At 73.2% G+C, this 26,046-nt stretch carries 19 protein-coding genes; 10 read left to right on the forward strand and 9 right to left on the reverse strand.

Translation table 11 applies throughout. The features are described 5' to 3' along the window. The first annotated feature begins 155 nt into the window (after nucleotides 1-155). On the forward strand, nucleotides 156-1,787 hold the full coding sequence (locus AC3X7R_RS00210; protein ID WP_489963526.1) for a glycoside hydrolase family 26 protein: 1,632 nt from the start codon (nucleotides 156-158) through the stop codon (nucleotides 1,785-1,787). A 109-nt stretch (nucleotides 1,788-1,896) separates the two neighbouring features. Beyond that, entirely contained in the window at nucleotides 1,897-3,138 is a 1,242-nt protein-coding gene (locus AC3X7R_RS00215) for a hypothetical protein (protein ID WP_489963527.1), read from the forward strand. Here the strand turns inward: AC3X7R_RS00215 and AC3X7R_RS00220 are convergent. Together AC3X7R_RS00220 and AC3X7R_RS00225 are read right to left on the reverse strand one after the other, a co-directional pair. Continuing rightward, nucleotides 3,030-5,564, reverse strand: coding sequence for an oligosaccharide flippase family protein (locus AC3X7R_RS00220; protein ID WP_489963528.1), 2,535 nt, complete (start codon nucleotides 5,562-5,564; stop codon nucleotides 3,030-3,032). The genes AC3X7R_RS00215 and AC3X7R_RS00220 overlap by 109 nt on opposite strands. Beyond that, nucleotides 5,561-7,003 carry a tyrosine-protein kinase family protein gene (locus AC3X7R_RS00225; RefSeq protein ID WP_489963529.1) on the reverse strand — a complete coding sequence of 481 codons (1,443 nt, stop codon included), beginning with the start codon at nucleotides 7,001-7,003 and terminating at the stop codon, nucleotides 5,561-5,563. The genes AC3X7R_RS00220 and AC3X7R_RS00225 overlap by 4 nt, the downstream gene beginning before the upstream one ends. Before the next feature lie 430 nt (nucleotides 7,004-7,433). On the opposite strand from AC3X7R_RS00225, the gene AC3X7R_RS00230 reads away from it, so the two are divergent. The 4 genes from AC3X7R_RS00230 to AC3X7R_RS00245 all read left to right on the forward strand — a co-directional run bounded on the left by AC3X7R_RS00230 (nucleotide 7,434) and on the right by AC3X7R_RS00245 (nucleotide 10,741). Next, nucleotides 7,434-8,090: a response regulator gene (locus tag AC3X7R_RS00230; RefSeq protein ID WP_489963530.1), complete on the forward strand. Its 657-nt coding sequence runs from the start codon at nucleotides 7,434-7,436 to the stop codon at nucleotides 8,088-8,090. Nucleotides 8,091-8,301: 211 nt separating this feature from the next. After that, the gene (locus AC3X7R_RS00235; RefSeq protein ID WP_489963531.1) at nucleotides 8,302-8,703 is read left to right on the forward strand and encodes a UDP-N-acetylglucosamine--LPS N-acetylglucosamine transferase; all 402 of its coding nucleotides are present in this window, start codon (nucleotides 8,302-8,304) and stop codon (nucleotides 8,701-8,703) included. After that, the gene (locus AC3X7R_RS00240; RefSeq protein WP_489963532.1) at nucleotides 8,700-9,275 is read left to right on the forward strand and encodes a glycosyltransferase; all 576 of its coding nucleotides are present in this window, start codon (nucleotides 8,700-8,702) and stop codon (nucleotides 9,273-9,275) included. The genes AC3X7R_RS00235 and AC3X7R_RS00240 overlap by 4 nt, the downstream gene beginning before the upstream one ends. Continuing rightward, complete coding sequence (locus tag AC3X7R_RS00245) at nucleotides 9,272-10,741, forward strand: exopolysaccharide biosynthesis polyprenyl glycosylphosphotransferase (RefSeq protein WP_489963533.1); 1,470 nt, start codon at nucleotides 9,272-9,274, stop codon at nucleotides 10,739-10,741. Before AC3X7R_RS00240 ends, AC3X7R_RS00245 begins: the two co-directional genes overlap by 4 nt. Nucleotides 10,742-10,751: 10 nt before the next feature. Here AC3X7R_RS00245 and ligD (AC3X7R_RS00250) read toward each other — a convergent pair whose 3' ends face one another. Both ligD (AC3X7R_RS00250) and ligD (AC3X7R_RS00255) read right to left on the reverse strand, forming a co-directional pair. Beyond that, nucleotides 10,752-11,663, reverse strand: a complete 912-nt coding sequence (gene ligD / locus AC3X7R_RS00250; protein ID WP_489963534.1) for a non-homologous end-joining DNA ligase — start codon at nucleotides 11,661-11,663, stop codon at nucleotides 10,752-10,754. Then, the gene (gene ligD / locus AC3X7R_RS00255; RefSeq protein WP_489964297.1) at nucleotides 11,656-12,600 is read right to left on the reverse strand and encodes a non-homologous end-joining DNA ligase; all 945 of its coding nucleotides are present in this window, start codon (nucleotides 12,598-12,600) and stop codon (nucleotides 11,656-11,658) included. Before ligD (AC3X7R_RS00255) ends, ligD (AC3X7R_RS00250) begins: the two co-directional genes overlap by 8 nt. A gap of 116 nt (nucleotides 12,601-12,716) precedes the next feature. On the opposite strand from ligD (AC3X7R_RS00255), the gene ku reads away from it, so the two are divergent. Further along, nucleotides 12,717-13,733, forward strand: a complete 1,017-nt coding sequence (gene ku / locus AC3X7R_RS00260) for a non-homologous end joining protein Ku (protein WP_489963535.1) — start codon at nucleotides 12,717-12,719, stop codon at nucleotides 13,731-13,733. A 68-nt stretch (nucleotides 13,734-13,801) separates the two neighbouring features. Here the strand turns inward: ku and AC3X7R_RS00265 are convergent, their stop codons facing one another. Next, nucleotides 13,802-18,706, reverse strand: a complete 4,905-nt coding sequence (locus AC3X7R_RS00265) for an NAD-glutamate dehydrogenase (RefSeq protein ID WP_489963536.1) — start codon at nucleotides 18,704-18,706, stop codon at nucleotides 13,802-13,804. Between the two features lie 94 nt (nucleotides 18,707-18,800). Here AC3X7R_RS00265 and AC3X7R_RS00270 point away from each other — a divergent pair, with 94 nt between their 5' ends. Continuing rightward, nucleotides 18,801-19,283 (forward strand): DUF2505 domain-containing protein, encoded by a 483-nt coding sequence (locus AC3X7R_RS00270; RefSeq protein ID WP_489963537.1) that lies wholly within the window; start codon nucleotides 18,801-18,803, stop codon nucleotides 19,281-19,283. A 195-nt stretch (nucleotides 19,284-19,478) separates the two neighbouring features. Here the strand turns inward: AC3X7R_RS00270 and pruA are convergent, their stop codons facing one another. From pruA to AC3X7R_RS00285, 3 genes are read right to left on the reverse strand one after another with little or no spacing between them, the layout of a single operon-like run. Continuing rightward, nucleotides 19,479-21,107: an L-glutamate gamma-semialdehyde dehydrogenase gene (gene pruA, locus AC3X7R_RS00275; RefSeq protein WP_489963538.1), complete on the reverse strand. Its 1,629-nt coding sequence runs from the start codon at nucleotides 21,105-21,107 to the stop codon at nucleotides 19,479-19,481. A 20-nt stretch (nucleotides 21,108-21,127) separates the two neighbouring features. Continuing rightward, nucleotides 21,128-21,490 carry a DUF6912 family protein gene (locus tag AC3X7R_RS00280; RefSeq protein ID WP_489963539.1) on the reverse strand — a complete coding sequence of 121 codons (363 nt, stop codon included), beginning with the start codon at nucleotides 21,488-21,490 and terminating at the stop codon, nucleotides 21,128-21,130. Further along, nucleotides 21,487-22,953: a WS/DGAT/MGAT family O-acyltransferase gene (locus AC3X7R_RS00285; RefSeq protein ID WP_489963540.1), complete on the reverse strand. Its 1,467-nt coding sequence runs from the start codon at nucleotides 22,951-22,953 to the stop codon at nucleotides 21,487-21,489. Before AC3X7R_RS00285 ends, AC3X7R_RS00280 begins: the two co-directional genes overlap by 4 nt. Nucleotides 22,954-23,029: 76 nt before the next feature. Between AC3X7R_RS00285 and AC3X7R_RS00290 the strand changes: the two genes are divergently transcribed. Both AC3X7R_RS00290 and AC3X7R_RS00295 read left to right on the forward strand, forming a co-directional pair. Further along, nucleotides 23,030-23,428, forward strand: a complete 399-nt coding sequence (locus tag AC3X7R_RS00290) for a hypothetical protein (protein WP_489963541.1) — start codon at nucleotides 23,030-23,032, stop codon at nucleotides 23,426-23,428. A gap of 1 nt (nucleotide 23,429) precedes the next feature. Next, the gene (locus tag AC3X7R_RS00295) at nucleotides 23,430-24,752 is read left to right on the forward strand and encodes a hypothetical protein (protein WP_489963542.1); all 1,323 of its coding nucleotides are present in this window, start codon (nucleotides 23,430-23,432) and stop codon (nucleotides 24,750-24,752) included. Here AC3X7R_RS00295 and AC3X7R_RS00300 read toward each other — a convergent pair. After that, on the reverse strand, nucleotides 24,715-26,043 hold the full coding sequence (locus AC3X7R_RS00300) for a CpaE/TadZ family protein (RefSeq protein WP_489963543.1): 1,329 nt from the start codon (nucleotides 26,041-26,043) through the stop codon (nucleotides 24,715-24,717). The two genes, AC3X7R_RS00295 and AC3X7R_RS00300, sit on opposite strands and share 38 nt — an antisense overlap. Nucleotides 26,044-26,046: the final 3 nt, after the last annotated feature.

Genomic DNA, 26,046 nt, shown 5'->3' on the forward strand with positions numbered 1-26,046 from the left:
CTTACCCCAAATAGGGGATAGATCGCGAGACGCCTTACCGAAATTGGGGTACGTTCGGCAAGTCGATATGAGAGAGATCACTTCTCCCTCCTCCCTCACTCCTTCCCGCGATCCTCCCGTCCGGCGCTCTGCCGGCCCCACGAAGGTGCATGCCCGTGACCTCTTCACGCCCCGCAGTTCAGCGCGCCCTGCTGCCGGCTCTGGCGACCCTCCTCATGGCCGGACCGGTCTTCCTGGTCCCCTCCTCCGGTGCGGCCCCGAGCACGGAGGGCGCGAGCCGTACGGCAGCGGCGGCAGCCGCGCCGGCGACGTCGTCCCGGGCGCTCTACAACGAGACCTTCGAGTACGGCACCCGCGGCTGGACGGCGAGCCGGCAGGGCCGGCTGACGACGGTGGCCGACGGCCGGCGCTCGCACCGGGCGGCGAGGCTGCACGCCAAGGCGCCCGGTCTCGTGGTCGCGGCCTCCACCGCGCACGCCCGCGACCTCGAGGGCGCCAGGCACGAGGTCACCGCGTGGCTCCGCTCCACCCGGGGCAGGATCCCCGCCCGCCTCGTGGTGCGCGAGATCGAGCCCGCCAGCGGGGAGGTGCTCGACACCCGCCGGGACAAGCTGGTGGTCGGCCGCACCTGGTCCCTGGCCCGCGTCAGGGTCACTCGCAGCTCCGACAGCTCGGTGGTCCGCGTCGAGGTGCGCACCCGCCAGTCGCGCCAGGACCGGGTGCTCCTCGACGACGTGCGGGTACTGAGGGTCAAGAAGGGCAAGCAGGCCCGCCAGACCCCGCCCAAGAACCGGAAGCAGACCCCCCCGAGCAAGACCCCCAAGAAGAAGAAGCCCCGCACCCAGACGCCCAAGGCCCCCAAGCCGCAGGAGCCCACCACCCCGCCCACCACCCCGCCCACCCCCACCGACGTGGCCGGCGTGCTGAGCAACGGCTGCACCTACGACAGCCGCGGCCTCCCTGCCTGCGGCGCCTACCTGGGCTCGGCCTTCGGGGCCAACTCCGACCCGGCCCCCATGGAGGGCGCCACCGGACACCGCCTGGGCGTGCGCCGCACCTACTACCAGGGCTACCAGGTCGACAAGGCGGTCGAGGTCGCCGGCGCCGACCTCGCCGCCGGACGGCTCCCCTGGATCAGCTTCAAGCTGCCGCTGAGCTGGGAGGCGATGGCCGCCGGAGAGGGCGACGCCTGGGCGCTCGACCTCGCCGGCAAGCTCAAGACCGTCGGCGGACCGGTCTGGGTGGCCTTCCACCACGAGCCCGAGAAGGACGGCGACATGCAGGCCTGGAAGGCCATGCAGGAGCGCCTGGGCCCGCTGGTGCGGCATGCCGCGCCCAACGTCGCCTTCACGGTCATCACCACCGGCTGGAACCAGCTCTACGGTCCGGCGGAGTTCCGCCTGGAGAACATCTGGCCCCAGACCAAGGTCGACGTCGCCGGGTTCGACGTCTACAACTGGCACATGACCAAGAAGTCCAACGGTGCGCTCATCACCAAGACCGAGGACATGAGGACGGTCTACTTCGACAAGCTCGCCGCCTGGGCCAAGGCCAACGACACCACCTGGGCCCTGGCCGAGACCGGCCTGACCGACGAGGCGTTCGCCGCCGACCCGGGATGGCTCGAGCGGACCTACGCCCAGCTGGTCGCCACCGGCGGCCTGGCCATGGCCTACTTCAACACCGAGCTCAACAGCTACGGCAACTCCTACCCGATCACCAGCGCGGGCAAGTACGCCAGCTTCGCGGCCGCCCAGGCGGGCGCCCCGCTGCTGCCGACGCGATGAGCCGGCCGGCCACCGGCTTCGAGCCCGGCTCGCGGCGCTGAGACCGGGCACCGGCACCGGAGACGGTGTCGCGGACGTGGGAGGGCCGCGGCTGCGGGAGACTGCTTCCGTGCCGACCGCTCCCGACGACGTCCTGGACGTGCTCCGCTCCACCCTGGTCCGGCTCTGGCCCGGAGCACGGACCGAGCTCGTCCGTTCCAGGCGCGTCGATCCTGCCGCGACCGCCGAGCTCCTGCTGCTCCCCCACGCCCGCTCCCCCCGGCTCCTGCTCCCCTCGCAGCCTGCCGCCGCCTCCGCCGCGGTGCTGCGCTTCAGCGCGGCCGCCCGGCCCGCCGAGGTCGGCGTCCGCACCCTCGCGTCGGTGGCCCTGCGGGCCGGCGCCACCCGGGCGCTGCCCGACCGGCTCCGGGTCCATGCCCCTCGCGCCTCCCCGGACGGTGCGGTGGCCCTGCCCGACCTGCTGGCCCGGGAGCTCGGCCGGCCCCGGATCACCTTCAGCCTGAGCGTGGGTCCCGCGCGGGTCAACCGCAAGCCCGTGCTGCAGCTCTTCGACGAGCAGGGCGGCTCGCTGGGCTTCGCCAAGCTGGGCGACTCCGCCACCGCCGCCGCGCACGTCCGGGCCGAGTCCGAGGCCCTGAAGACCCTGGAGGCCCACTCCGGGGCCTCGTTCTCCGTGCTCCGGGTGCCCCGGCCCCTCTACGTCGGCGGCTGGCAGGACGTCGAGGTGCTGGTGCAGGAGGACCTCGGGGTCGGGGCGGGGGCCGCCCGCACCGTCCGCGCCGTCCGGGCCGTCCGGGTCCGGGGACGTGAGCTGGTGGAGCGAGCCGCCGGCGAGCTCGACGCCGCGTTCGCCGCCGAGCCGACGCCGCTGGCGCGGCTGCCGTGGTGGGAGCGATGCCTGGCCACGGCGCGGTCCGCCCCCGACCGGGCGGCGGTGGGGCGGCTGGTCGCAGCGATGGAGGCGCTCGCCCTCCGGCACCCCGCCCCGGTGCCGGTGAGCGCCTGGCACGGTGACTGGACCCCCTGGAACATGGCACCGGGCCGAGGAGCCGACGGACGACCCGCCCTGCTCGTCTGGGACTGGGAGCGGTTCGAGACCGGCGTCCCCGCGGGGATGGACCGCGTGCACTACGCGGTCAACGCCGCCACCCGTCGCCGTGGGACGACCACCGGGGTGGTGCTGGACGCCCTCCCGGGGGCCGGACCGGTGGAGGCGGCCTACCTGGTCGCCATCACCGCGCGCTACCTGGAGATGTCGGCGGCGCCGGGCGGCGAGCTGATCGTGCCGCGGGCGCTGGTCACGCTGGAGGCGCTGGAGTCGGTGCTCACGTCGCTGCCCTCCGCCCGCTGACGCCACATCGGGGGGCGACCCAGGTAGGCCTCGAGCTCGGCGTCGGAGGACTCGAAGTGCTGGAGCAGCAGCTCCCGGCGCTGCTGCGGGAGGCGCGTCCCGCCGGGACGGGCGTTCCAGCGCTCCACCCGCTCGGGCAGGTAGACGGGGATCCCCAGGTTGCGCTGCAGGTCGGCGAACTCCCGCGCGGGATCGGCGAAGAAGGCGTCGGCGTCGACCACGTGCACCCGGTCGCTGCCCAGCGCCTCGACGAAGCGCCCGACCTGGCTGCCGTACTCCCCCCGCGCCAGGTAGGCGTGGTGCCGGTGCGTGTGGCTGCGGTACTCCGGGTCGCTGGCCAGGCGGTCGGACTCGCCGTCCAGCCGACGCGGCTCGACCTCGAGCGCCTCCTCCAGGGGAAGCTCCTCGAACCCGCGGGCCAGCTCGTGCCGGTGGGCCGACATCGCCCGCTCGACGGGGTCGCGCACCAGCACCACGACGTGGGCGTCCGGCAGCTCCGCGGCCAGGCGCTGGGCGGCCAGGGGGTGGAAGAGGTAGTAGCCGCTGCTCTCGAAGGCCCTCGCGTCGGGACCTCCCAGCAGCCGGCCGGTCAACCGGAGCGGGAAGTGCGCGCGGTACCACCGCGGCCCCTTCCCGTGGTGGTCGTCGAAGTACCCGGTGCCCTTCGACTGCGTGGGGCGCAGCAGGGCGGGGTGCGACTCCAGCATCCGGAAGAGGGTGGTGGTGCCGCAGCGCTGCGCGCCCACCACGACCACCGTCGGCTTCATCCGGAGGTCGGCGGTGAGCCAGCCCCAGCCGAACGTGAGGCCCCGCAGGAGCCGGACCACGGGCTCGGGTGCGCGCTGCCTCAGCGTGGAGGTGATCTTCCTGAATCCCACGAGCCGGGTTCCTTCCTGTGATGTTCCCGAGAAGGACTGGGCGTTCGAGCCCGCGGCGCGGGCGGTGCGTCCGAGGACGTCGAGCTGGAGGTGGCGGCGCAGGACCAGCACCGCCCCGGCGTAGAGGACGAGGGCGGTTCCGGCCGCCACGGGCCACGGCGCGCCGGCGCGGGTGAGGCTCAGCACCGGGACGGCCACCGACAGCAGACAGACACCGCCCGCCAGCCACACCACCGGCGCCAGGCCGCTGACCCGGACGTCGCGGCGGACGAAGACCACCGCGAGGACGGCCTTCACCAGCACCGCCGCTGCCCAGGCCAGTGCGGCGCCGCCGATCCCGAGCACCGGGATCAGCGCGAGGCAGAGGACCAGGTCGACGGCGAGCGCGACCACCGAGTTGACCATGCTCGTGGTGCTGCGCCCGGCCATGACCAGGAGCGTGTCGACCGGACCGGTGGCCGCGGTCACCAGCATGGCGAGGGTCATCGCGATCACCACCCACCGCGTCTGCTCGGTGTCGTAGCCGGGGCCGAAGAGCCCCAGGTAGGCGGCCGGGGCACACCCCACCGCCAGGTAGAGAGGCCAGGAGAGCAGGATGCTCCAGGCGGTGGCGGTCTGGTGGACCGTGGCCAGGTTGCTCCGCGACCCCTCGAGCAGGAGGGTGGCGAAGCGCGGCTGCAGCACCTGGGTGACCGCCGTGGCGGCCACCTGGCCCAGCGCGACGAACCTGGTGGCCGCGGCGTACAGGGCGGCGTCCCGTGGGGTGAGCAAGGCCGCCACCAGCACCACGTCGACCTTCTGGATCCCCAGGCGGGCCAGGACCGAGAGGGTGCGTGGCCAGGTGAAGGCCCAGAACTCGCGGGTGGTCTGGTCGTGGGCCGCCGGCGGCTGGCCCGCGTCGCCGGAGAGGCGGCGGTCCAGGAAGGTGCGCAGGCCCAGGGTCGACCAGACGGCCGCCACCGGGTACCAGGCCAGCCAGGCCAGCATCAGTCCGACCTCGCCCGCCCCGAGGGCACCGGCGAGGGCGACGCCTCCGACCTGGGCGACCGAGCGACCGATGCGGTCCACGACCACGGTCTCGTGCATCCGGCCGAACGCGCGCGTGCCGGCCTGCCCGAACTCGCCCAGCACCGCGAGCGGGAGGGCCAGGGCGACCAGCCGGAGCATGTCGGCGCCGGCACCGCCCCACTCCATCACGGCCGCGGCGGGGCCGGAGACCAGCAGGACCAGCAGGCTCAGCGCCAGGGAGCTGGCCAGGACACCGCGCCGCGCGTGGCCGAAGAGCGCGCGCACCTCGGCGGCCCGGCCCTCGTGCTCGAGGCGCTGGCCGAAGCGGGCGAGGCCGGCCTCGGTCCCGAGCCCGGCGAGTCCCACCAGGATCAGGAAGACCGCGCTGGCGGCGAAGAAGAGCCCCGACACCTCCGCGTCGAAGCCCCGGGCCACCACCAGGACGAGCCCGAAGGTGGCCACGGCGGAGACGGCCGACCCGGTCAGGGTCAGGCTCGCCCCGCGGGCGACGTGACGCAGGTGGTGCCTGGCCTCGCTCATCGCAGGGGCGCCTCGTCGGTCCGGTGGACCAGCACGAGACCGACGACCTGGCCGCCGGCGCTCCACATCATCGAGCGGGCCGCAGAGATGTCCTTGAGCCGCGTGCTCTGGGCGTGGACCTCGAGCAGCACCCCGTGGGTGTGGCGCACCACGGCCTGGCTCCACGCCTCGTGCGCCGACCCGGCGTCCAGGAGCACCACGTCGGCCCGCTTCCCGAGCTCGCCGAGCGTGGTCCCCATGTCGGGCGAGCCGAGGAGGTCCGGCAGCCGCTCCGGCATCCTGCCCGGGACGACCCGGGAGAGGTGGGAGGTGACCGGGACCAGCACGTCGTCGGGCGAGACCCGGTCGAGCACGAGGTCGGAGAGGCCCTCGCGGTTGCCGGCACCCGAGGTGAGCTCCACCAGGACCGCCTCGTAGCGCGCCCGCGCCATGCTGCGCGCCAGGCCCTCGGCGACGTGCACCTCGCGGCCCGCGCTGACCAGCGCCAGCACGAGGGGGCGCTGCGGGAGGGCGGCGAGGATCCCCGAGCGCAGGCCGGCTGTGGTGAGGTCGTCCCCGTCCCCGGCGTCCGCCACCTCCCCCAGCACCGGGACGCCGACCTCGGCCAGGTCGTCGATCGAGCGGACACGGCCGTCGCGCCGGGCCCGCACCGCGGCCACGCCGAGGCTGCCGCCCAGGCCGAGCAGCAGGCCCAGGCCCGCCATCAGCTCGCGGGGGCCGAGCAGACCGGTCTCGGGGAGGGCGGCCGGGGTGACCACCTCACCGGGGTCCGCGCGGGCGGCCTGCAGCGCCGAGAGCTGGGCCCGCAGCTCGACGAGCTGGGTGTTGATGTCGAGGATCTGCTGGCGCAGCAGCAGGGCCCCCGGCGAGTTCGGCTCCTCCCGGGGCAGCTCGCGCGACTTGCGGTTGAGCTCCTGCTGACGCTGGGCGATCTGCTCGCTGACCTGCTCGGCCAGCGCGCTGGAGGCGGCCAGGGCGCGGCTGCGCCGGAAGCCGAGGTAGGACTCGGCGAACGCCTGCGCGGTGGCCAGCGCCCGGTCGGGGTCGCGGTGCTCGGCGGCGATCCGCAGGATCTGGGTGTTGGGCGGCACCTCGACCGAGACCGACTCCAGCAGCTCGCTGGGCGGCAGGTCGAGGCCGAGATCGACGAGCACGTCGTCGGCGACCGAGTTGGAGCGCACCAGCTGGGCCTCGGTCTCGAGGTTGACCAGGGCGCTGCCGGTCCCGTCCGGGCTGAAGGGGTTGCCCTCGAGCGGGCTGATCAGCACCACCGCGGTGGCCTCGTGATAGGCGGCCCGGCGCGCGCCGTACCACCCACCCGCGAGCAGGCCGGCCAGGCACGCCACCACGGTGAGGGCGACCCCGGTGCGAAGCCAGCGCAGGGCGCGACGGCTCCACCGGTCCTCCGGCTTCAGGTACAGGTCGTACGGACCGCTCACCCAGCAAACTCCTGTCGACAGGTCGGCGGCGGAGCGACGCAGCCGTCACACCACCTCGGGCCCGTCGTTCGCACACGCCGACGAGCCCCGGGGCCATGGTCAGCCCTCGGAGCGCATACCGGGAGCGAACGGCGGAGTTATTCCCCACAATTGGTGACACGCTCGGGCCAACCGGGCCGCATACCCGAATTGAGGCAACGGATTCCCGAGACCTGGTGACGCCGACGGAGCACAGGCCGTAACCTCCCTCGTGGGAGAAGACGCAGGACCTGGTAACCGGCCGGCGCCCGACACGCAGAGGCCGGAGCGCCACCACGGCGGCCGGGCAGACGGCGCCGCACATTCGCCCGACCACGTCCCGGTGACGCCGGGACGACGAGACACGACAGGGCGACAGTTGGAGGGCACGACGATGAGAGGCACATCGAGGGTGTGTGTCATCGAGGACCACACCTTGTTCGCGGAGTCGCTGCAGATCGCGCTCGAGCTCAAGGGCCACGAGGTGCGCCGCGTCCCACTCCCCGCCGACCTGCACCAGGCCACCAGCCTGCTCCCGGCCGTGATGAAGCACCAGCCGCACGTCCTGCTGCTCGACCTCGACCTGGGCAACGCCGACGGCAGCCGGCTCATCGAGCCGGTCGCCCGGGCCGGCACCGCCGTGGTGGTGCTGACCGGCAGCAGCGACCGGGCCCGCTGGGGCCAGTGCCTGCGGCTCGGCGCGCGCAAGGTGATGGTGAAGACCTCGCCCCTCAACGAGATCCTGGCGACCATCCGCCTCATCGGCGAGGGCCGGCCGGTCATGCCGGTCTCCGAGCGCGAGGAGCTCGTGCGCCACTGGCAGGAGGAGCGCGCCGCCGTCAGCGAGCTGCAGGACCGGCTCAACCGGCTCACCGCGCGCGAGGCGGAGGTGCTCGGTCAGCTGATGGACGGCCGACAGGTCCGCCAGATCGCCGAGACCAGTGTCGTCTCCGAGGCCACGGTGCGCACCCAGGTCAAGTCCATCCTCTCCAAGCTCGAGGTCACCTCGCAGATCGGCGCCGTCGGGCTGGCGCACCACGCGGGCTGGGTCGCCCCCGTCTCCTCCTGACCGCTCGACTAGACCAGCAGCGGGAAGTGGGAACAACTTCCTCGCGACTGTCACATGCCCTATTTGGGGCATGCGCCCCCTCGGTTCGTTTCATAGCGTGAGCGCGTCGCCCGTCTGGGTGACCCTGTGACGCAGGGATTCCCGTGGGGGGAAGACGTTTCGAATGCGAGTGCTCATGGTGTGTTCCTCTGGTGGACACCTCACACAGCTGATGTGTCTGGAGTCCTGGTGGACCGAGCACGAACGCCGCTGGGTCACCTTCGACACCGAGGACGCGGTCACCAAGCTGGCGACCGAGGACGTCGTCCATGCCCATCACCCGACCACGCGCAACCTGCGCAACCTGGTCCGCAACACGGTGCTGGCGTGGCGGGTGCTGCGTGACTACCGCCCCGACATCGTGCTGACCACGGGGGCCGGCGTGGCCGTCCCCTTCTTCTGGCTGCGCAGGCTGGTCCGCGCCAAGACCGTCTACCTCGAGGTCTTCGACCGGATCGACTCCAAGACGCTCACCGCCCGGCTGTGCCACCCGGTGACCGACCTGTTCCTCGTGCAATGGCCCGAGCAGGAGCGCCTCTACCGCGACTCCGTGCTCCTGGGGAAGGTGTGGTGACCGTGCTCTCTCGCCAGATCCGGATCCCGCGTCAGCGGACCCTCCCCACCGTCCTGCGCAGCCCGGCCGGCCCCGGCGTGGCCGTGCTGCTCGGCACCGACCACCACCCGTTCGACCGGCTCGTCGGGTGGGCGGCCACCCTGGCCGCCGAGAGCCCGGACCCCTGGTTCGTCCAGCACGGCTCGACCGACCTCCAGCTCGGCCTCGACGGCCGGCACATGCTGGGAGGCCGCGAGCTCGCCCGCCTGCTCGACTCGGTCGACGTCGTCATCACCCACGGCGGGCCGGGCCTGATCATGGAGGCGCGCGGCGCCCGCCACATCCCGATCGTCGTCCCGCGCGACCCCGGCCTCGGCGAGCACGTCGACGGGCACCAGATGCGCTTCGCGCAACGGCTCGACGAGCGCGGCGACATCCGCATGGTCGACAGTCTCGACCAGCTGCGTGAGGCGGTCGCCCTGGCGAAGGTGATGGGACGGGTCGCCGCCGACGTCCCGACGCAGCGCGCCGAGACCACCGTGCGCTTCGGGGAGCTCGTGGACCAGCTGCACCGGGGATCCCAGCGTCGATGACCGACCTGGCACCGGCTGCCGGGGGCTCCCGACCCGCCCCGCCGGGACTCCGGCACGCGCCGAACGACCTCGCGTCCCGGGCGCCTGAGGGTCGCTGCCGCGCCCTGCTCGGCACCGTCGCCAGGACGCCGGCGCCCGTGCTGGCCGCCCTGTCGCTGGCCCTGATCACCGGGCTGGTGCTCCTGCTGGCACTCCCCCTGCTCGTGGCCGTGCTCTGGGCCGCTGCCCTGCTGCTGGTGCGGGCCACCGGTGCCGCCTACACCGGCCGCCATCCGCTCCGGGGCGCCCTGCGGGTCGGGGGCTGCGCCCTGACGCTGGGCGCCCTCGCGGGGTTCTTCCTCCCGATCGCCCTCGCCAGGCACGACCTGGCGGCGGGGGTGGCCCTGGCCACCGGCACCGGCGCCGGGGTCGGCAGCGTCCCGCGGCTCGCGCGGCGCGCGCTGGGTGCCACGACCACCGGCACGGTCCTCGTGGGCTCCGCCGCCCAGGTGGGCCGGACCATCGCCGAGCTCTCCCGCACCGGTGGCGAGCGGCTCCAGGTGACCGGGATCTGCCTCACCGACGCCGTCGGCGACCCCTCGCAGGTGATCGCCTCGACCGCCGCCGCGTTCCCGGGCATCGACGTGACGCACGGACTCGCACGCGTCGGGCCCGCCGTCAGCGTGCTGGACGCCGAGGCGGTCGTGGCGCTCGCCGGCCCCACGCTGGGTGCCGAGGAGCTGCGCCGGCTGGGCTGGCAGATCGAGCAGCTGGGGGCGACGCTCTTCGTCGACTTCGGCCTCGTCGACACCACCTCGGTGCGGACCAGGGTCACCCGGGCCGGCTCCGCGCGACTGGTCAAGGTGCGCGCCTCCGCCCCGGCCCCGGTCCGCCGCCTGGTCAAGGAGGTCTGGGAGCGCACCTTCGCGGCTCTCCTCCTCGTCCTCCTGCTGCCGCTGCTGGCCGGTCTCATGGTCGCCGTCCGCTCCGACCGCGGCGGTCCGGCGATCTTCCGGCAGGTCCGGGTCGGGCGTGAGGGCCGGGAGTTCGTGCTGCTCAAGCTGCGCACCATGCACCGGGACGCCGAGGAGCGGCTCGGGCAGATGACCGACCTCAACGAGGTCGACGGCGTGCTCTTCAAGATGCGCCGCGACCCGCGGGTCACCCGCGTGGGCCGCGTGCTGCGCAAGTACTCCCTCGACGAGCTCCCCCAGCTGTGGAACATCGTCCGCGGCGACATGGCCCTGGTCGGGCCGCGGCCGGCGCTGCCCCACGAGGTGGCGGCCTACCCGCCGGACGCCTACCGCCGCCTCACGGTGAAGCCCGGGCTCACCGGCCTGTGGCAGGTCTCGGGCCGCTCCGACCTCTCCTGGGAGGAGAGCAAGCGGATCGACCTGCGCTACGTCGACAACTGGTCGCTGGCCCTCGACCTCGGCATCGTGGCGCGGACCGCGAAGGCCGTGCTCAGCCACCAAGGGGCCTACTGAGCCCTGAGCCTTAGCGCGGGCTCTGCCACGGATCGAAGAGGTCCCCGTGCTTCTCGATCCGCGCCAGCACGGCCTCGAGATCCAGCTGCTCCAGGACCAGGGCGTCCTCCGCCCCCGCCTCCACCTCGGCCCACGTGAGCGGCGCGGCGATCGTGGGGCGCTCCCGGCCGCGGAGCGAGTAGGGCGCGATGGTCGTCTTGGAGCCCGAGTTCTGGGACCAGTCGAGGAAGACCTTTCCCCCGCGCCGGGACTTCGTCATCGTCGCAGTGACCAGGTCGCCGTGATCGCGCTGGAGGTCCTCGGCGACCTCCTTGGCCAGCGCGGTGGTGCCGTCGCTGTCCAGGCCGCCGTCCAGCCCGGCATAGAGGTGGATCCCCTTGCTGCCGCTGAGCACGGGGCTGCTGCCCAGCCCGCGCGCCTCCAGGCGCTCGCGCACCATCAGCGCCACCTGGGCGCACTCGTGCAGCCCGGCCGGCTCACCGGGGTCGAGGTCGATCACCAGGCGGTCGGGGTTGCGCGGCACTCCGTCGCTCCCGACCTGCCACTGGTGCACGTGGAGCTCGAGCGCGGCCAGGTTGACCAGCCAGGTCAGCGTGGCGAGGTCGTCGACCACCGGGAAGACGAGGGTGCCCGACGAGTCGGTCCCGGCCCGCGAGCCGGTCGTCGGCACCTCGGCCGTGCGCACCCAGCTCGGGGTCCGCGCGGGCACGTTCTTCTCGAAGAAGCTGCCGTCCTGGACGCCGTGCGGCCACCTGATCCGGGTCACGCAGCGGTCGGCGAGGTGGGGCAGGAGCACCGCGGCCACCTGCGCGTAGTAGTTGAGCACCTCGCCCTTGGTGGTGCCGGTGCGCGGGTAGAGCACCTTCTCGAGGTTGCTCAGGCGCAGGGTCCGTCCGTCCACCTCGACGTGCACCTCACTCATCGCCGGCCTCCCTCCGCCTGCCGTGCTCCTCGGCCAGGTCCTGGGGCGCGAGGTCGGTCCGCACCCCCTGGAACGAGGGCTGGCGAAGCCGGTCGTGGTGGGAGAACCCCAACGACTCGACGTCGACGACGAGCTGGGGGCGCACCCAGTGGGTGCCCACGGCGTCGACCCGCGGGATCTCGTCGACGAACGGGGAGGCCGCGACGGAGAGCGGTTCCAGCAGCTCCTTGAGCACCGGCCCCACCCGGCCGGCGATGCCGCTGCCGACCCGACCGCGGAAGCGCAGGCCCTCGGCGGTCACCTCCCCCACCAGCAGGGAGCCCACCCGCTGGGCCGACCCGGTCTCCGGGCGCCACCCGCCGACCACCCAGGAGGTCCGGTCACGGTGCGGGAACTTCAGCCAGTGGGGGCTCCTGGCGCCGGGCGTGTAGCGGGAGGAGAGGCGCTTGCTCACCACCCCTTCGAGCCGCTGCTGCCGGGTCGCCTCCCAGAGCATCTCCCCGTCGTCGTACGCCGGGGGCACCTGGCACCGGTCGCTGGCAAGTCCCAGTCCCTCGAGCCGCTCGCGCCGCAGGGAGAGGGGCTCGGCGGTGAGATCCCGGTCGGAGTCGCGGAGCAGGTCGAAGAGCAGAAGGGTCACCGGTCTCGACTCGGCCAGGGCGGCGGCGCGGCGGGGGTTGCGCTGGTGCATCCGCTCGGCGAGGGCGCCGAAGCTCGGCCGGCCGTCGTGGAAGGCGACCACCTCGCCGTCGAGCAGCACGTCGGGCACGTCCAGTCCGGCCAGCTCGGGGAACGAGACCGTCACGTCGTTCTCGTTCCGGGACCACAGCCGCGCCCGCCCGGAGACCACCTCGACGAGCACCCGCATGCCGTCCCACTTGACCTCGTGGCACCACTCGGCACCGGTCGGCAGCCGGTCTCCCCGGGTCGCGAGCATGGGACGCACCGGTTCATCCTCGCGGACAGGGGGTAAGGATGGCGATACTGGGGCGAGTCGCGACCCCGTCGCGTGACTGCCCGTGGCTTGCACGTGATCTGGAGAGGAGTCGGCACATGAGGGCGATCTGGAAGGGCTCGGTCTCCTTCGGCCTGGTCAACGTGCCGGTGAAGCTGTACTCGGCGACCGAGTCGCACGACGTCTCCTTCCGCCAGGTGCACGCCAAGGACGGTGGCCGGATCAAGTACCAGCGGGTCTGCTCCGTGGACGGCGAGGAGGTGGCCTACGCCGACATCGCCAAGGGCTACGAGACCGAGGACGGCGAGATGGTCATCCTCACCGACGACGACCTGGCGAACCTGCCGTCGACCTCGTCGCGTGAGATCGCGGTCGAGAAGTTCGTGCCCAGCAACCAGATCGACCCGATGCTCTTCGAGAAGAGCTACTACCTGGAGCCGGAGAAGAGCGGGGCGAAGCCCTACGCCCTGCTGCGCCAGGCTCTCCAGGAGGCCGACCGGATGGCCGTGGTCACCGTCGCCCTGCGCCAGCGCACCTCGGTGGCGGTGCTGCGGGTGCGCGACGACGTCATCGTGCTCCAGACCATGATGTGGCCCGACGAGATCCGCACCCCCGACTTCTCGATCGACGCCGGAGAGGTCAAGCCCAACGAGGTCAAGATGGCCCAGATGCTCGTCGAGACGCTGGCGGGCGACTTCGAGCCCTCCGAGTTCGAGGACGACTACGCCGAGGCCGTCGAGGCGCTGGTGACCTCGAAGATCGAGGGTGGGGAGGTCAAGCGCACCGCCACCTCCACCAAGAGCTCCGGCGAGGTGGTGGACCTGCTCGCCGCCCTGCAGAAGTCCGTGGCCGCCGCCAAGAGGGCCCGCGGGGAGGAGGTCCCCGACGACGACGAGGGCCCCACGGGCAGGGACGACACGGACGACACGGACGAGGGCAGTGGGGACTCCAGCGGGGACTCCAGCGGGGACTCTCCCGGTGCCGGGGTCAAGAGGGCCACAAAGAAGTCCCCGGCCCGGAAGTCCCCGGCGAAGAAGACCGCGGTGAAGAAGGCCCCCGCCAAGAAGGCCGCCAAGAAGGCCGCGAAGAAGCCGGCCGCGAAGAAGGCCAGCTGACCACCGGGTGACCTGGTCACCCGGAGCCCCGCCCTCCGCTCGACCAGGTGCTTCCCGGCGGAGCGGACTCAGGCGAGCAGGCTCCGCACCACCCGCAGCGCGACCGACATCCGGGCCAGGTCGGCCTCGTCGTCCAGGACGATCTCCTCCAGGGCCTGCACCGAGCTCCGCACCACCTCGGGCCGACGGGCCTCCCAGGCCGCGACGCGCTCCACGGCCGACCCGCCGGGAGCCGCGGCCAGCGCCTCTCCGGTCAGCGAGGCGTGCACGGTGTAGAGGTCGTCGCGCAGCGCCGCGCGCGCCATGGTCTGCCACCTGTCCGCCCGAGGGAGCTGCTGGATCCGCTGCACCAGGGAGGGCAGGCCCAGCCGCTCCCCCACCGCGAAGTGGACCCGCGCGACCTCGCTCGGGTCGAGCGACTCGCGCTGCGCCGTCTCGACGACGGAGAGCAGCGCGTAGCTCGACGGCAGCACCGCGACCCGGACCGCGAGCTCCTCGGGGACCCCGTGCTCCACCAGCCGGTCGCGGCGCTCCTCGAACGCCGTCAGCTCGCGCCCGGTGAGCAGGCCCGGCAGGGCGGCCATCGCCCGCTGGACCGGGACGCTGAGGGAGTCGACCAGCTCCTCGCTGTGCAGGGGACCCGGACGGGCCGCCAGCCACCGCGAGGCCCGCTCCACCAGCGTCCGCATCTCCAGCCGCATGTGGGTGAGCAGCGACGCCGGCAGCCGGTTGTCCCAGCCCTCCAGCTCGCGGCGCAGGGCCAGGGAGCCGAAGACCTCCCGGGCGACGAAGTTGGCCCGGGTCAGCTCCGCCGCGCCCGCCCCGGTCTCCCGGCCGAGACGGGTCCGGTAGGTGATCCCCGCCCCGTTGACCAGGTCGTTGACGACCTGGGTGGTGATGATCTCGCGCCGCAGCGGGTGGGCCAGCATCTGCGCCCGGTGGTCCTGGTGCATCCGCTGGGGGAAGTAGGTGATCAGGTCGAGGGTCAGGTAGGGGTCGTCCGGCAGGTCGGTGGCGAGCAGCTCGTCGGCCAGGGTGATCTTGGTGTAGGCCATCAGCACCGAGAGCTCCGGCGTGGTCAGCCCTTCCCCGCGCTCCAGGCGACGGCGCACCTCCTTGCGGTCCGGGAGCGCCTCGAGCTCCCGGTTGAGCACCCCGCGGGCCTCCAGGTCGCGCATCCAGTCCTCGTGGACGTGGAGCATCGCGGCCGCCTGGCTGGCCGCGTTGGCCAGCGCCAGGTTCTGCTCGTAGTTGTCGCGCAGGACCAGGGCGGCCACCTCGTCGGTCATCTCGGCCAGCAGGGTGTTGCGCGCCCCGGCCTCGAGCTGGCCGTCGGCGACCGCGCGGTCGAGGAGGATCTTGATGTTGACCTCGTGGTCGGAGGTGTCGACCCCGGCGGAGTTGTCGATGAAGTCGGTGTTGATCCGGCCCCCTTCGCCCCCGCAGCCCTCCACGGCGTACTCGATGCGACCGAGCTGGGTGAAGCCGAGGTTGCCGCCCTCACCCACGCAGGCGGCGCGCAGCTCGGCACCGTCCACCCGGATCGCGTCGTTGGCCTTGTCGCCCGCGTCGGCGTGGCTCTCCGAGCGCGCCTTCACGTAGGTGCCGATACCGCCGTTCCAGAGCAGGTCGACCGGGCTGGTCAGGATCGCCCGCATCAGCTCGGCCGGGGTCATCCGCTCGACGTCCGCGGCGATCCCGAGGGCACGGCGGACGGCGTCGTTGAGGGGGATCGACTTGCTCAGCCGGCTGTGCACGCCGCCGCCCTCGGAGATCAAGTCGGCGTCGTAGTCGCGCCAGCTGGAGCGCGGCAGCTCGAAGAGCCGCTTGCGCTCGGCGTAGGAGGTGGCCGCGTCCGGGTCCGGGTCCAGGAAGATGTCGCGGTGGTCGAAGGCGGCCACCAGGCGGATGTGCTCGGAGCAGAGCATGCCGTTGCCGAAGACGTCCCCCGACATGTCGCCGATCCCGGCGCAGGTGAAGTCCTCGGTCTGGCAGTCGATGCCGCGCTCGCGGAAGTGCCGCTGCACCGAGACCCACGCCCCGCGGGCGGTGATGCCCATCCGCTTGTGGTCGTAGCCGACGGAGCCGCCCGAGGCGAACGCGTCGCCCAGCCAGAACCCGTAGTCGTGGGAGAGCTCGTTGGCGATGTCGGAGAAGGAGGCGGTGCCCTTGTCCGCCGCCACCACCAGGTAGGAGTCGTCTCCGTCGTGCCGGACCACCCCCGGCGGCGGCACGGTCCGCCCCTCGACCAGGTTGTCGGTGACGTCGAGGAGACCGCGGATGAAGCTGCGGTAGCAGGCCACCCCCTCGGCCATCCAGGCCTCCCGGTCCGAGGGGTCCGGGAGCTGCTTGGCCACGAAGCCGCCCTTGGCCCCCACCGGCACGATCACGGTGTTCTTCACCATCTGCGCCTTGACCAGGCCCAGCACCTCGGTCCGGAAGTCGTCGCGGCGGTCGGACCAGCGCAGCCCGCCACGCGCGACCCGGCCGAATCGCAGGTGGACGCCCTCGACCCGTGGGGAGTGGACGAAGATCTCGAACGCCGGCCGGGGCTCCGGCAGCGTGAGGATCCTGGAGGGGTCGAGCTTGAGGGCCAGGTAGGGGCGGGGCCCGGCGTCGGGGTCGTCGCCGGCGGGGCGGAAGTAGTTGGTGCGCAGGGTGGCCTGCAGATGGGTGAGGTAGGAGCGCAGGATCCGGTCGTGGTCGAGGCTGACCACCTGGTCGAGCGCGGTCGCGAGCCGCTCCTCCAGCTCCGCGACCCGGCTGACGCGGGCCTCGGCGTCGGCGGCCAGCTGGTCGCGGCCCGGGTCGAACCGGGCCTCGAAGAGCTGCACGAGGAGACGCGCGATCTCCAGGTTGGTGAGCAGCGCTCCCTGGACCGAGGTGACCGTGAACGGCGCACTCCCCTGGCGCATGTAGCGCGCGTAGGCGCGCAGCACGGTGACCTGGCGCCAGGTCAGTCCGGCGGAGAGCACCAGGGCGTTGAAGCCGTCGTTCTCGTTGAGCCCGTCCCACATGGCACGCAGGGTCTCGACCGCCAGGCCGGCCGCACCCTCGATCGGAGGGCGGTCGTCCCGCAGGCCGAACTCGTAGACGTGGGTCGGCCGGGGCAGCCCCTCGAGCTGGTAGGGGCGCTCGTCGACGACCTCCACCCCGAGGGAGGAGATCATCGGCAGCACCTCCGAGAGGGAGAGGGGCGCGCCGATCCGGTAGATCTTGAGCCGGGCCTGGCTCCGGCGCGCCTGGTCGTCGTCGGCGAGCAGGAGCAGGTCGAGACCCTCCTCGCCCTCGATCGCCTCCAACCGGACCGCGTCCTCGGCACCGGTGGCCGCGGAGAAGTCCTCCTTGTAGGCCTCCGGGAACCCCTCGCCGTAGCGGCGCGCCAGCGCGGCACCGCGCACCTCGCCGCAGCGGGCGACGAGCTCCGAGCGCAGGTCGTCGCGCCACGAGCGCGAAGCCTCCGCCAGCAGCCGCTCGATCGCCGCCGGATCGAAGTCGGTGATGGCCCGGCCGGAGGCGGGGTGGACCACGAAGTGGACGCGGGCGGTGGGGGACTCGTTGACCCGGGCGGTGAACTCCACGTGCTCACCGTCGAGCTGCTCGCGCAGGATGGCGGCGAACCGCTCGCGCACGGCCGTGTTGTAGCGGTCCCGCGGGAGGTAGACCAGCGCGGAGAGGTAGCGGCCGTAGGTGTCGCGGCGCAGGAAGGCCCGCAACTGGCGCCGCTGCCCGGCGTGCATCATGCTCTCCGCGATCGGCACCAGCTCGGCGACCGGGGTGTGGAAGAGCTCGTCGCGCGGGTAGTGCTCCAGCGTGTCCATCAGCTCCTTGCCGGCGTGGCTGCGCCGCTCGAAGCCCACGCTCTCCAGGATCGCCGCCGCCTTCTCCCGCAGCAGCGGGATCCGGGTGATGGACTCGGTGTAGGCGCGGCTCGCCAGCAGGCCCAGGAAGCGTCGCTCCCCGACCACCCGGCCCTGGTCGTCGAAGCTCTTCACGCCGATGTAGTCCAGGTAGGCCGAGCGATGCACCGTGGCACGGGAGTTGGCCTTGGTGAGCACCAGGAGGGTCCGCTCGGCCGCCTTCCGGGCCGAGATCTCCGGCAGCGGGGAGCCGCCCCCGGTCATGTCGGGGTCGGCCCGCAGGATCCCGAGCCCGGTGCCGGGCACTGCCTGCAGCAGCACCTGACCGGAGTCGTCCTGGTCCTCCAGCCGGTACTCCCGGTAGCCGAGGAAGGTGAAGTGGTCGTCCACCAGCCACTGGAGCAGGTCGCGGCCCTGGGAGACCTCGTCGCGGGGCAGGTCGGGCGGGTCGTCGCGCAGCTCGGCCATCACCCGCTCAGCCTCGGCCCGCATCTTCCCCCAGTCCTCGACCGCCTCCCGCACGTCGCGCAGGACGCGCTGCAGGTTCTCCTCCACCGCGGCGGCCTCGTCGGCGTCGACGACCCGGTCGAACTCGACGTACATCCACGACTCGACGCACTCGCTCGACCCGGGGTCGGGCGCCACGTGGGCGGTCTCGTCGACCGGATGGACCGACTCCAGGGCGCCCGTGATGTCGCGGGTGACGACGAACCGGGGATGGATCACCCGGTGGATGCCGGAGCCGAGCCGGTCCAGCTCCATCGTCACCGAGTCGACGAGGAACGGCATGTCGTCGGTGACGATCTCGACCACGGAGTGCCCCTTGGCGGACCATCCGACCGTCTCGGCGACCGGCGTGCCGACCCGGACCACGGCGCGCCCCTGGGGGCGCTCCGCGGCCACCTCGAGGTGGCTCGCCCACGCGCCGTGGAGGTCGGCCGCGCTGCGATCGACGACGTCCTCGGGGGCGACGTGCCGGTAGTAGGCACGGAGCAGGGACTCCTCGTCCTCCCCCGGCCCCACTCCCGGGCCCGTCCCCGCCTTCCGCCCGCGCCCGTGGACCACGGCCTCCACCAGCAGCTGCGACTTCTCTTCCTCGAGGTCCCCGGACACGCCCCAGACCCTAGGCACAGTGTTGTGATGCACACAACACCGCCGCCCCTCGGCGCGTCCCGCCCCACCACCGGGACCCGTCATGATGTCCCCCATGACGAAGCGACTCACCCACCAGCTCACCTACCCCGCCCCGCTCGAGGAGGTGGCTGCCATGCTGCGTGACCCGGGGTTCCGGGAGCAGGTCTGCCAGGCGCAGGACGTGGTCACCCACACCGTCTCGGTCGAGCCGCAGGGGGCGACCACGGTCGTCACCGTCTCCCGGGTCCAGGAGGCCCGGGGCATCCCGTCGTTCGCGGCGAAGCTCGTCGGCGACACCCTCGACATCGTCCAGACCGAGACCTGGCACGACCACGAGCGCGCCGACTACCGCGTGGAGATCCCCGGCAAGCCCGGCGAGATCTCCGGCACCGCGGTCCTCACCGAGTCAGGGGGTACGACGACCGAGACCGTCTCGCTGGACGTCTCCGTCCGCATCCCGCTGGTCGGCGGCAGGATCGAGGGGCTGGTCCACGACCTGGTCGTCAAGGCCCTGGAGGTCGAGAACCGGGTCGGTCGCGCCCGCCTGGCCGGCTGAGCGCTCCTCCGCGAGGTCGGAGCGGCGCCGCACCCACACCACGACGGCCAGCAGCGCGAACGGCCCGAAGGCGAGCAGCAGCGTGAGGACCTGCTCGTAGGCGTGGAGCGGTCCCATGTGGAGCGGGAGGACGGGCATGCCGCCATTCTCCCCCACGGCGGTTGCGCCCCGGCCGGTGCCGGCGGTGCGGGCCGGTCAACCCATGTGCGGGTAGCCGATCTCGGTGGGGGGCACGAAGGTCTCCTTGATCGAGCGCGGGCTGGTCCAGCGCAGCAGGTTGACCGCCGCCCCGGCCTTGTCGTTGGTGCCCGACGCACGGCCCCCGCCGAAGGGCTGCTGCCCGACCACGGCGCCGGTGGGCTTGTCGTTGACGTAGAAGTTGCCGGCGGCGAAGCGCAGCGCGTCGCCTGCCCACGCCACCGCGGCCCGGTCCTGGGCGATGACGGCGCCGGTGAGCGCGTAGGGCGCGAAGGACTCCATCTGGGTCACCACCTCCTCGAACCGGTCGTCGTCGTAGACGTGGACGGCCAGGATGGGCCCGAAGTACTCCTCGGAGAACATCTGGTCGGTCGGGTCGGTGGACTCCACCAGGGTCGGGCGGACGAACCAGCCCACCGAGTCGTCGGTCTGCCCGCCGGCGAGCAGGGTCAGGTGCGGCGTCTGCGCCACCCGGTCGAGCGCCCGGCGGTGCCGGTCGAAGGCCCGCTGGTCGATCACCGCCCCCATGAAGTGGCTGAGGTCGGTCACGTCACCCATCGAGAGCGCCTCGACGTCGGCGACCAGCGGGTCGCGGACCCGCTCCCAGACCGAGCGCGCGACGTAGGCGCGGGAGGCCGCCGAGCACTTCTGTCCCTGGTACTCGAAGGCACCCCGCACCATCGCCACCCGCAGCACGTCGGGGTCGGCCGAGGGGTGCGCGACGATGAAGTCCTTGCCGCCCGTCTCCCCCACGATCCGCGGGTAGGCGCGGTAGGAGGAGATGTTCTCCCCGACCGTGCGCCACAGGTGCTGGAAGGTCGCGGTCGAGCCGGTGAAGTGGATGCCGGCGAGGTCGGGATGGGCCAGCGCCACCTCCGAGACGGCCAGCCCGTCGCCCGGCAGCATGTTGATCACGCCGGGCGGCATCCCGGCCTCCTCGAGCAGCTGCATCGTCAGGCTGGCGGCCAGCTGCTGGGTGGGCGAGGGCTTCCACAGCACGGTGTTGCCCATCAGTGCGGGCGCCGTGGGCAGGTTGCCGGCGATGGCGGTGAAGTTGAAGGGCGTGATCGCGTAGACGAAGCCCTCGAGCGGTCGGTGGTCGGTGCGGTTCCAGACCCCGCGGCTCTGGGCGATCGGCTGGTCGGTGAGCACCTGCTTGGCGTAGTGGACGTTGAACCGCCAGAAGTCGATCAGCTCGCACGCGGAGTCGATCTCCGCCTGCTGGGCGGTCTTGGACTGACCCAGCATGGTGGCGGCGTTGAGCCGCTGCCGCCACGGTCCGGCCAGCAGGTCCGCCGCCTTGAGCAGGACGGCGCAGCGCTCGTCGAACGCCATCCGCTGCCAGGGTCGCGCCGCCTCCTGGGCTGCGGCCACCGCGTCCCGTGCGTCGTCCGCCGTCGCGCCGCGGAAGGTGGCGAGCACGTGCTGGTGGTCGTGGGGCTGGACCACCGTGGTCTCCGGCCCCCGGCCCGGACGGCGCTCGCCACCCACGTGGGCGGGCAGCTCCGGCTGCTCGCCCTCCAGGCGGGCCAGCTCGACCAGGAGCTCCTCGCGCTCGGGGGTGCCCGGGCCGTAGGTGAGGGTCGGCTCGTTGACCGGGGGCGGGGGGAATGCGATGCCGTCCATACCCGCGACAGTAGCCCGGCTCAGAGGAGGTGCTCCAGCTCCTCGGGGGCGAACCAGGCGAGGTCGTCGTCGGGATCCGCCCCCGCCTCACGGTCCTCGGTGTCGAGGTGCACGGCCACCACCTCGCGCCGCGCCACGCTCGCCGGCTCCCCGGCGGCCTCGATCACCACGACGACCCGTCGGGACCCGGGCACCCCCTGGTCGGCACCGAGGTCGGCCGAGAGGTCGGCGGCGGTCATCAGGGCGGCGTACTCGGCCTCCTCGTCGTCGCTCTCCGCACGGACGGCGCCCTGCGGCGCCACCTCGTGGGGCGGGAGGACGCCGTCGGCCACCAGCACCCGCAGCCCCCGGGTCGTGGTGGGCAGGTAGAGACGAGCGCTCACCGGGTCCCCTTGCCCGCCCGCGGGGAGGCGGGGCCGCCCTTGCGGCGCCCCCGCGGCGCGCGGGGGCGCGAGTCGCTGGCGGAGTCCTTGAGCTCCTCCAGCGCCTCGACCACGCACTGTCCCAGCACGTCGGCGTCGGGGAGCAGGTCACGGTCCGCGGTGATCCCGTAGAAGACCCGGCCGTCGTAGGAGGTGACCCCGATGGCCAGCGCGTGCCCCGGCAGCAGCGGGTGCACCGGGTAGCTCTCCAGCATCTGCGCGCCGGCCGCGTACAGCGGGAACTGGGGCCCGGGGACGTTGGTGACGGAGAGGTGGAAGCCGCGGCGCAGCTCCTGGGCGGCGACCCGCGAGCCGAGCGCGTGGAAGGTCGTCGGGGCGAACCCCGCGATCCCGGCGAGCCGCTGCGCGCCCACGGCCAGGCCGGTCTCGCGGTGGCTGTGGAAGCCGTAGCTGACCTGGAGCAGCCGGACCACCGGGCTCACCTCCCCGATGGGGAGGTAGACCTCGTGCCCGGTCACCTGGGTGCCCAGGGAGGTCGCCTCGAGCTCGTGGTCGATCACCGACATCGGCACCACGGCCTTGAGCCGCTTGATCCCGTGCAGACCCTCGTCCCTGGTCATCAGCCACCCGCGCAGCGCGCCGGTGACGGTCGCCAGCACCACGTCGTTGACGCTGGTCCCGTGCACGCGACGGATCTGCCGGTAGTCGGCCAGGTCGGTGGCCACGGTGACCACCCGCCGCTGCTGGGAGAGCGTGCCGTTGACCGGGGACTCGGGAGCGGGGCGCCTGTTGGAGAGCGCGCCGGCCACGTGGCCCACGCGCTGACGGGCGTCGTCGGCGGTGCGCAGCAGCGCCCCCAGGTTGCTCCGCGCGGTGCTGACCAGGGTGTCGGGCGACTCCAGGCTCTCGCGGACCGCGCCCACCACCAGCGACGTCGGGGTGGGCGTGCGCCTGGGCCGCCACTCGTCGCGACCGAGCGGCTCCTGCCGGGGATCGACGTCGAGCATCACCTGACCGAGGTCGACGGTCTCGATGCCGTCGACCAGGATCTGGTGCGACTTGGCGAGCACCGCCACCCGCCCCTCGGCGAGCCCCTCGATGACGTAGACCTCCCACAACGGGCGGGTGCGGTCCAGGGATCGCGACACGATGCGGGCGGTCAGCTCGCGAAGCTGGTCCATGGTGCCCGGACGCGGCAACGCCGAGCGCCGGACGTGGTAGCTGAGGTCGAACTCCTCGTCGTCGACCCACACGGGGTTGGCCAGGCGGCCGGGGACGGACTGGAGCCGCTGCCGGTAGCGGGGCACGTAGGCGATCCGCTCGGCGATCAGCTCCATCACGAGGGAGTAGTCGAATCCGCGAGCACCGGGGTCGAAGACCTCCAGTGTCGCGTTGTGCATCGGTGTCGAAGGCGAATCCGTGGCGAGGAACGCCAGGTCTCGCGGCCGCAGCCGCTCCGTCATGTCTGCCCTTCCGTCCTCGCCTCTTGCTGTCCATGGGATTCTGGCAGAAGTCCCGACCCTCAGGAGGAACGCCCAGATGCCTGCCCCGATCCGCCGTCGTCAGCGACTCGCCGCCGGAGCCGCCGTCACCTGCCTGGCGCTGGTCGGTCTCGCCTCCTGCGGGGACGGATCCGCGGACTCGGCCCAGACCCCCGCGGGCTCCGCCACGCAGGAGCAGACGCCGATCCAGGTCACGGTCGAGGGCGACAGCATCAGCCCGGCCGGGGAGCGGGTGAAGGTCGCGGTGAACGAGCCGATCGTGATCGAGGTGACCTCCGACCGGGCCGGCGAGCTGCACGTCCACTCCACCCCGGAGCAGGAGATCGCCTTCACCGAGGGCACCAGCGAGCACGAGCTGGTGCTGGATCGCCCGGGCGTGGTCGAGGTCGAGTCCCACGACCCCGACCTGGTCGTGCTGCAGCTCGAAGCACGCTGAGGTGGAGCGCGACCTCCTCGCCCACGGACTGGGCGGAGCCAAGGACCTGCCGCTCTCCCCCGAGCTGGCGATCGCGGGGGCGGTGGCGGCGCTCGTCGTCTCCTTCACCGTCCTGGCACTGGCCTGGCGCACTCCCCGGTACGACCGGGAGAGCGGACGCCCCGCGCCGGCCTGGCTGCGGAGCGCGGTCGAGACCCCCTGGTTCACCGGGGCGGTGCGACTGGTGGGGCTGGCACTCTTCGTGTGGTTCCTCTTCGCGGCCCTCTTCGGCGAGAACCTGGTCATCAACCCGGCGCTCGGCATGTTCTACGTGCTGCTCTGGGTGGGCCTGGTCCCGCTGAGCCTGCTCCTCGGGCCGGCGTACAAGGCGCTCAGCCCGGTCCGCACGCTGCACGCCGGCCTGGCCCGGCTCACCGGCTCCGACCCCTCGCAGGGGATGCGCGACTACCCGGCCCGGTGGGGCTACTGGCCGGCGGCCCTGGGCCTCTACGCCTTCGTCTGGCTCGAGCTGGTCCACCCCGACTCCACCCAGCTCGGCACCGTGCGCCTGTGGGTCGCCGTCTACGTGGCGGTGATGCTGCTCGGGGGCGCGCTCTTCGGGGACCGGTTCTTCGAGCGCGCCGACCCGTTCGAGGTCTACTCCACCCTGGTCGGCCGGCTCTCGGTCTGGGGGCGTCGCGACGACGGCACGCTGGTCGTGCGTTCCCCCCTGGCCAACCTCGCCCGGACCCCGGCAGGTCCCGGGCTGGTGGCCGTGGTGGCGGTGCTCTTCGGCAGCACCGGCTTCGACTCGTTCCGCGAGTCACCGCCGTGGCTGCGCTACGTGCAGTCCTCCGAGCTCAGCTCGGTCCTGCTCGGCAACCTCGCGCTGCTCGCGTTCTGCGTCGGGGTCGGCCTGGTCTTCACCCTGGCCACCGCCGCGACCGGGGTGGGGGACGACGTGGCGCGCCGCAGCCTGCCCACGCTCTTCGCCCACTCCATGGTCCCGATCATCGTGGGCTACATCGTGGCGCACTACCTCTCCTACTTCGTCGAGTACGGGCAGGTCACCCTCATCCAGATGAGCGACCCGCTCTCCCGGGGCGACGACTACCTCGGCACCGCCGACCTCCAGGTCGACCGCTGGCTCTCCTACCACCCCACGGCCCTGGCCAACATCAAGGTGCTCGGGGTCGTGCTGGGTCACGTGCTGGGGGTCGTGGCGGCGCACGACCGTGCCGTCAAGCTGCTGCCGCGCCAGCACCAGCTGACCGGTCAGCTGCCGTTGCTCTTCGCGATGGTGGCCTTCACCGCAGGCGGGCTCTACCTGCTGTTCGCGGCCTGAGCAGCCGCACCAGCCGGCGGGCCGGCCCGCCGGCACCTCCTGGCCGGCAGCTGGCCGGGTGCAGCGCGTCGACCACGTCGCTCACCGCGCGGGAGAGCGCCGACTCCCCGTCCTCCCCCACCGCCCGGCCGGCCACCAGCGCCCGATCCGCCCCGGCCCGGTCCTCGGGGAGGAAGTGGAGGCCGACGACCCGGGCGAACCCCTCCACCATGCCGGCCACGTCGGACTCCGACCAGCCCAGCGACGACCGCATCCGGTTGACGGCGACCCGCACGGGAGTGCCCGGCACCTGCTCGCGCACCTCGACCAACGCGCGGGCCAGGCGGGAGAGCCCGACGGGGTCGGCCGCGCCCACGACCAGGATCTCGTCGGCGGCCTCCAGCGCCTCCAGCGTCATCTGGTTGCGCAGCCCGGCATGGCCGAGCCCCACGTCTGAGTGCAGGTCGGCGCCGGTGTCCAGCACGACCTCCCGACGCTGCCTAGCCTCGTGCAGCACGTCGGCCAGGGCCCCGGGGCGCACCTCGACCCAGCGGTCGGGGCGCGGCAGGCCGGTCATCACCTCCAGGTGGGGCCCCACGGAGCGGCAGGCGGACGGCAGCCGCTCACCCAGGGAGCCCGAGGCGACCAGCCGGGCCGCGGAGAGCACCCCGGAGACCTGGTCGAGGACCCCGAGGTGCTGGGCGACGGAGGCGGCGTGCGGGTCGGCGTCGACCAGCAGCGTGGGGCGGCCACGTCGGGCCAGCTCCGCCGCGACGGCGGCGGCCAGGGTGGTGCGGCCGGGGGCGCCCGCCGGTCCCCAGACCGCGACGACGCGGCGCGGCGCCGGCTCGCCCGACCCGACCGGCTCGCCCGACCCGACAGCCTCGCCCGACCCGGCCGGCGCGTCGTCGAGCGGCCAGGCGCCGGGCGGCGTGACCGGGCGCGACCGGGTGTCGGCCAGGTCCTCGGCCGCGGCCACCGCACCCGGCAGCTGGGCCACCTCCGCGGCCGAGACCCAGGTCGGGATCTCCACCCGCGCCAGCCGGGCGGCCACGTCGTCGCGCCCGGGCTCGGCGACGACGGCCACCGGGCGCACCGCGTGACGGCGCAGGTGCGCCACGGCCGAGCCGTCGAGGCCGGGTGCCTCCAGGGCCACCACCGCCACGTCGGCCTGACCCGTGGCCGCGGTCGCCATCAGGTCGTCGACGTCGACGCAGCGCTTGAGCACGACCACCCCGGGGGCGTCGCCCAGGTGCCGCAGCGCCGCGGACTCCCACGGCGCCCCGCAGGCGAGGACCAGGACGCAGACCACCGC

The organism is Nocardioides sp. Z22_16 (assembly GCF_058134365.1).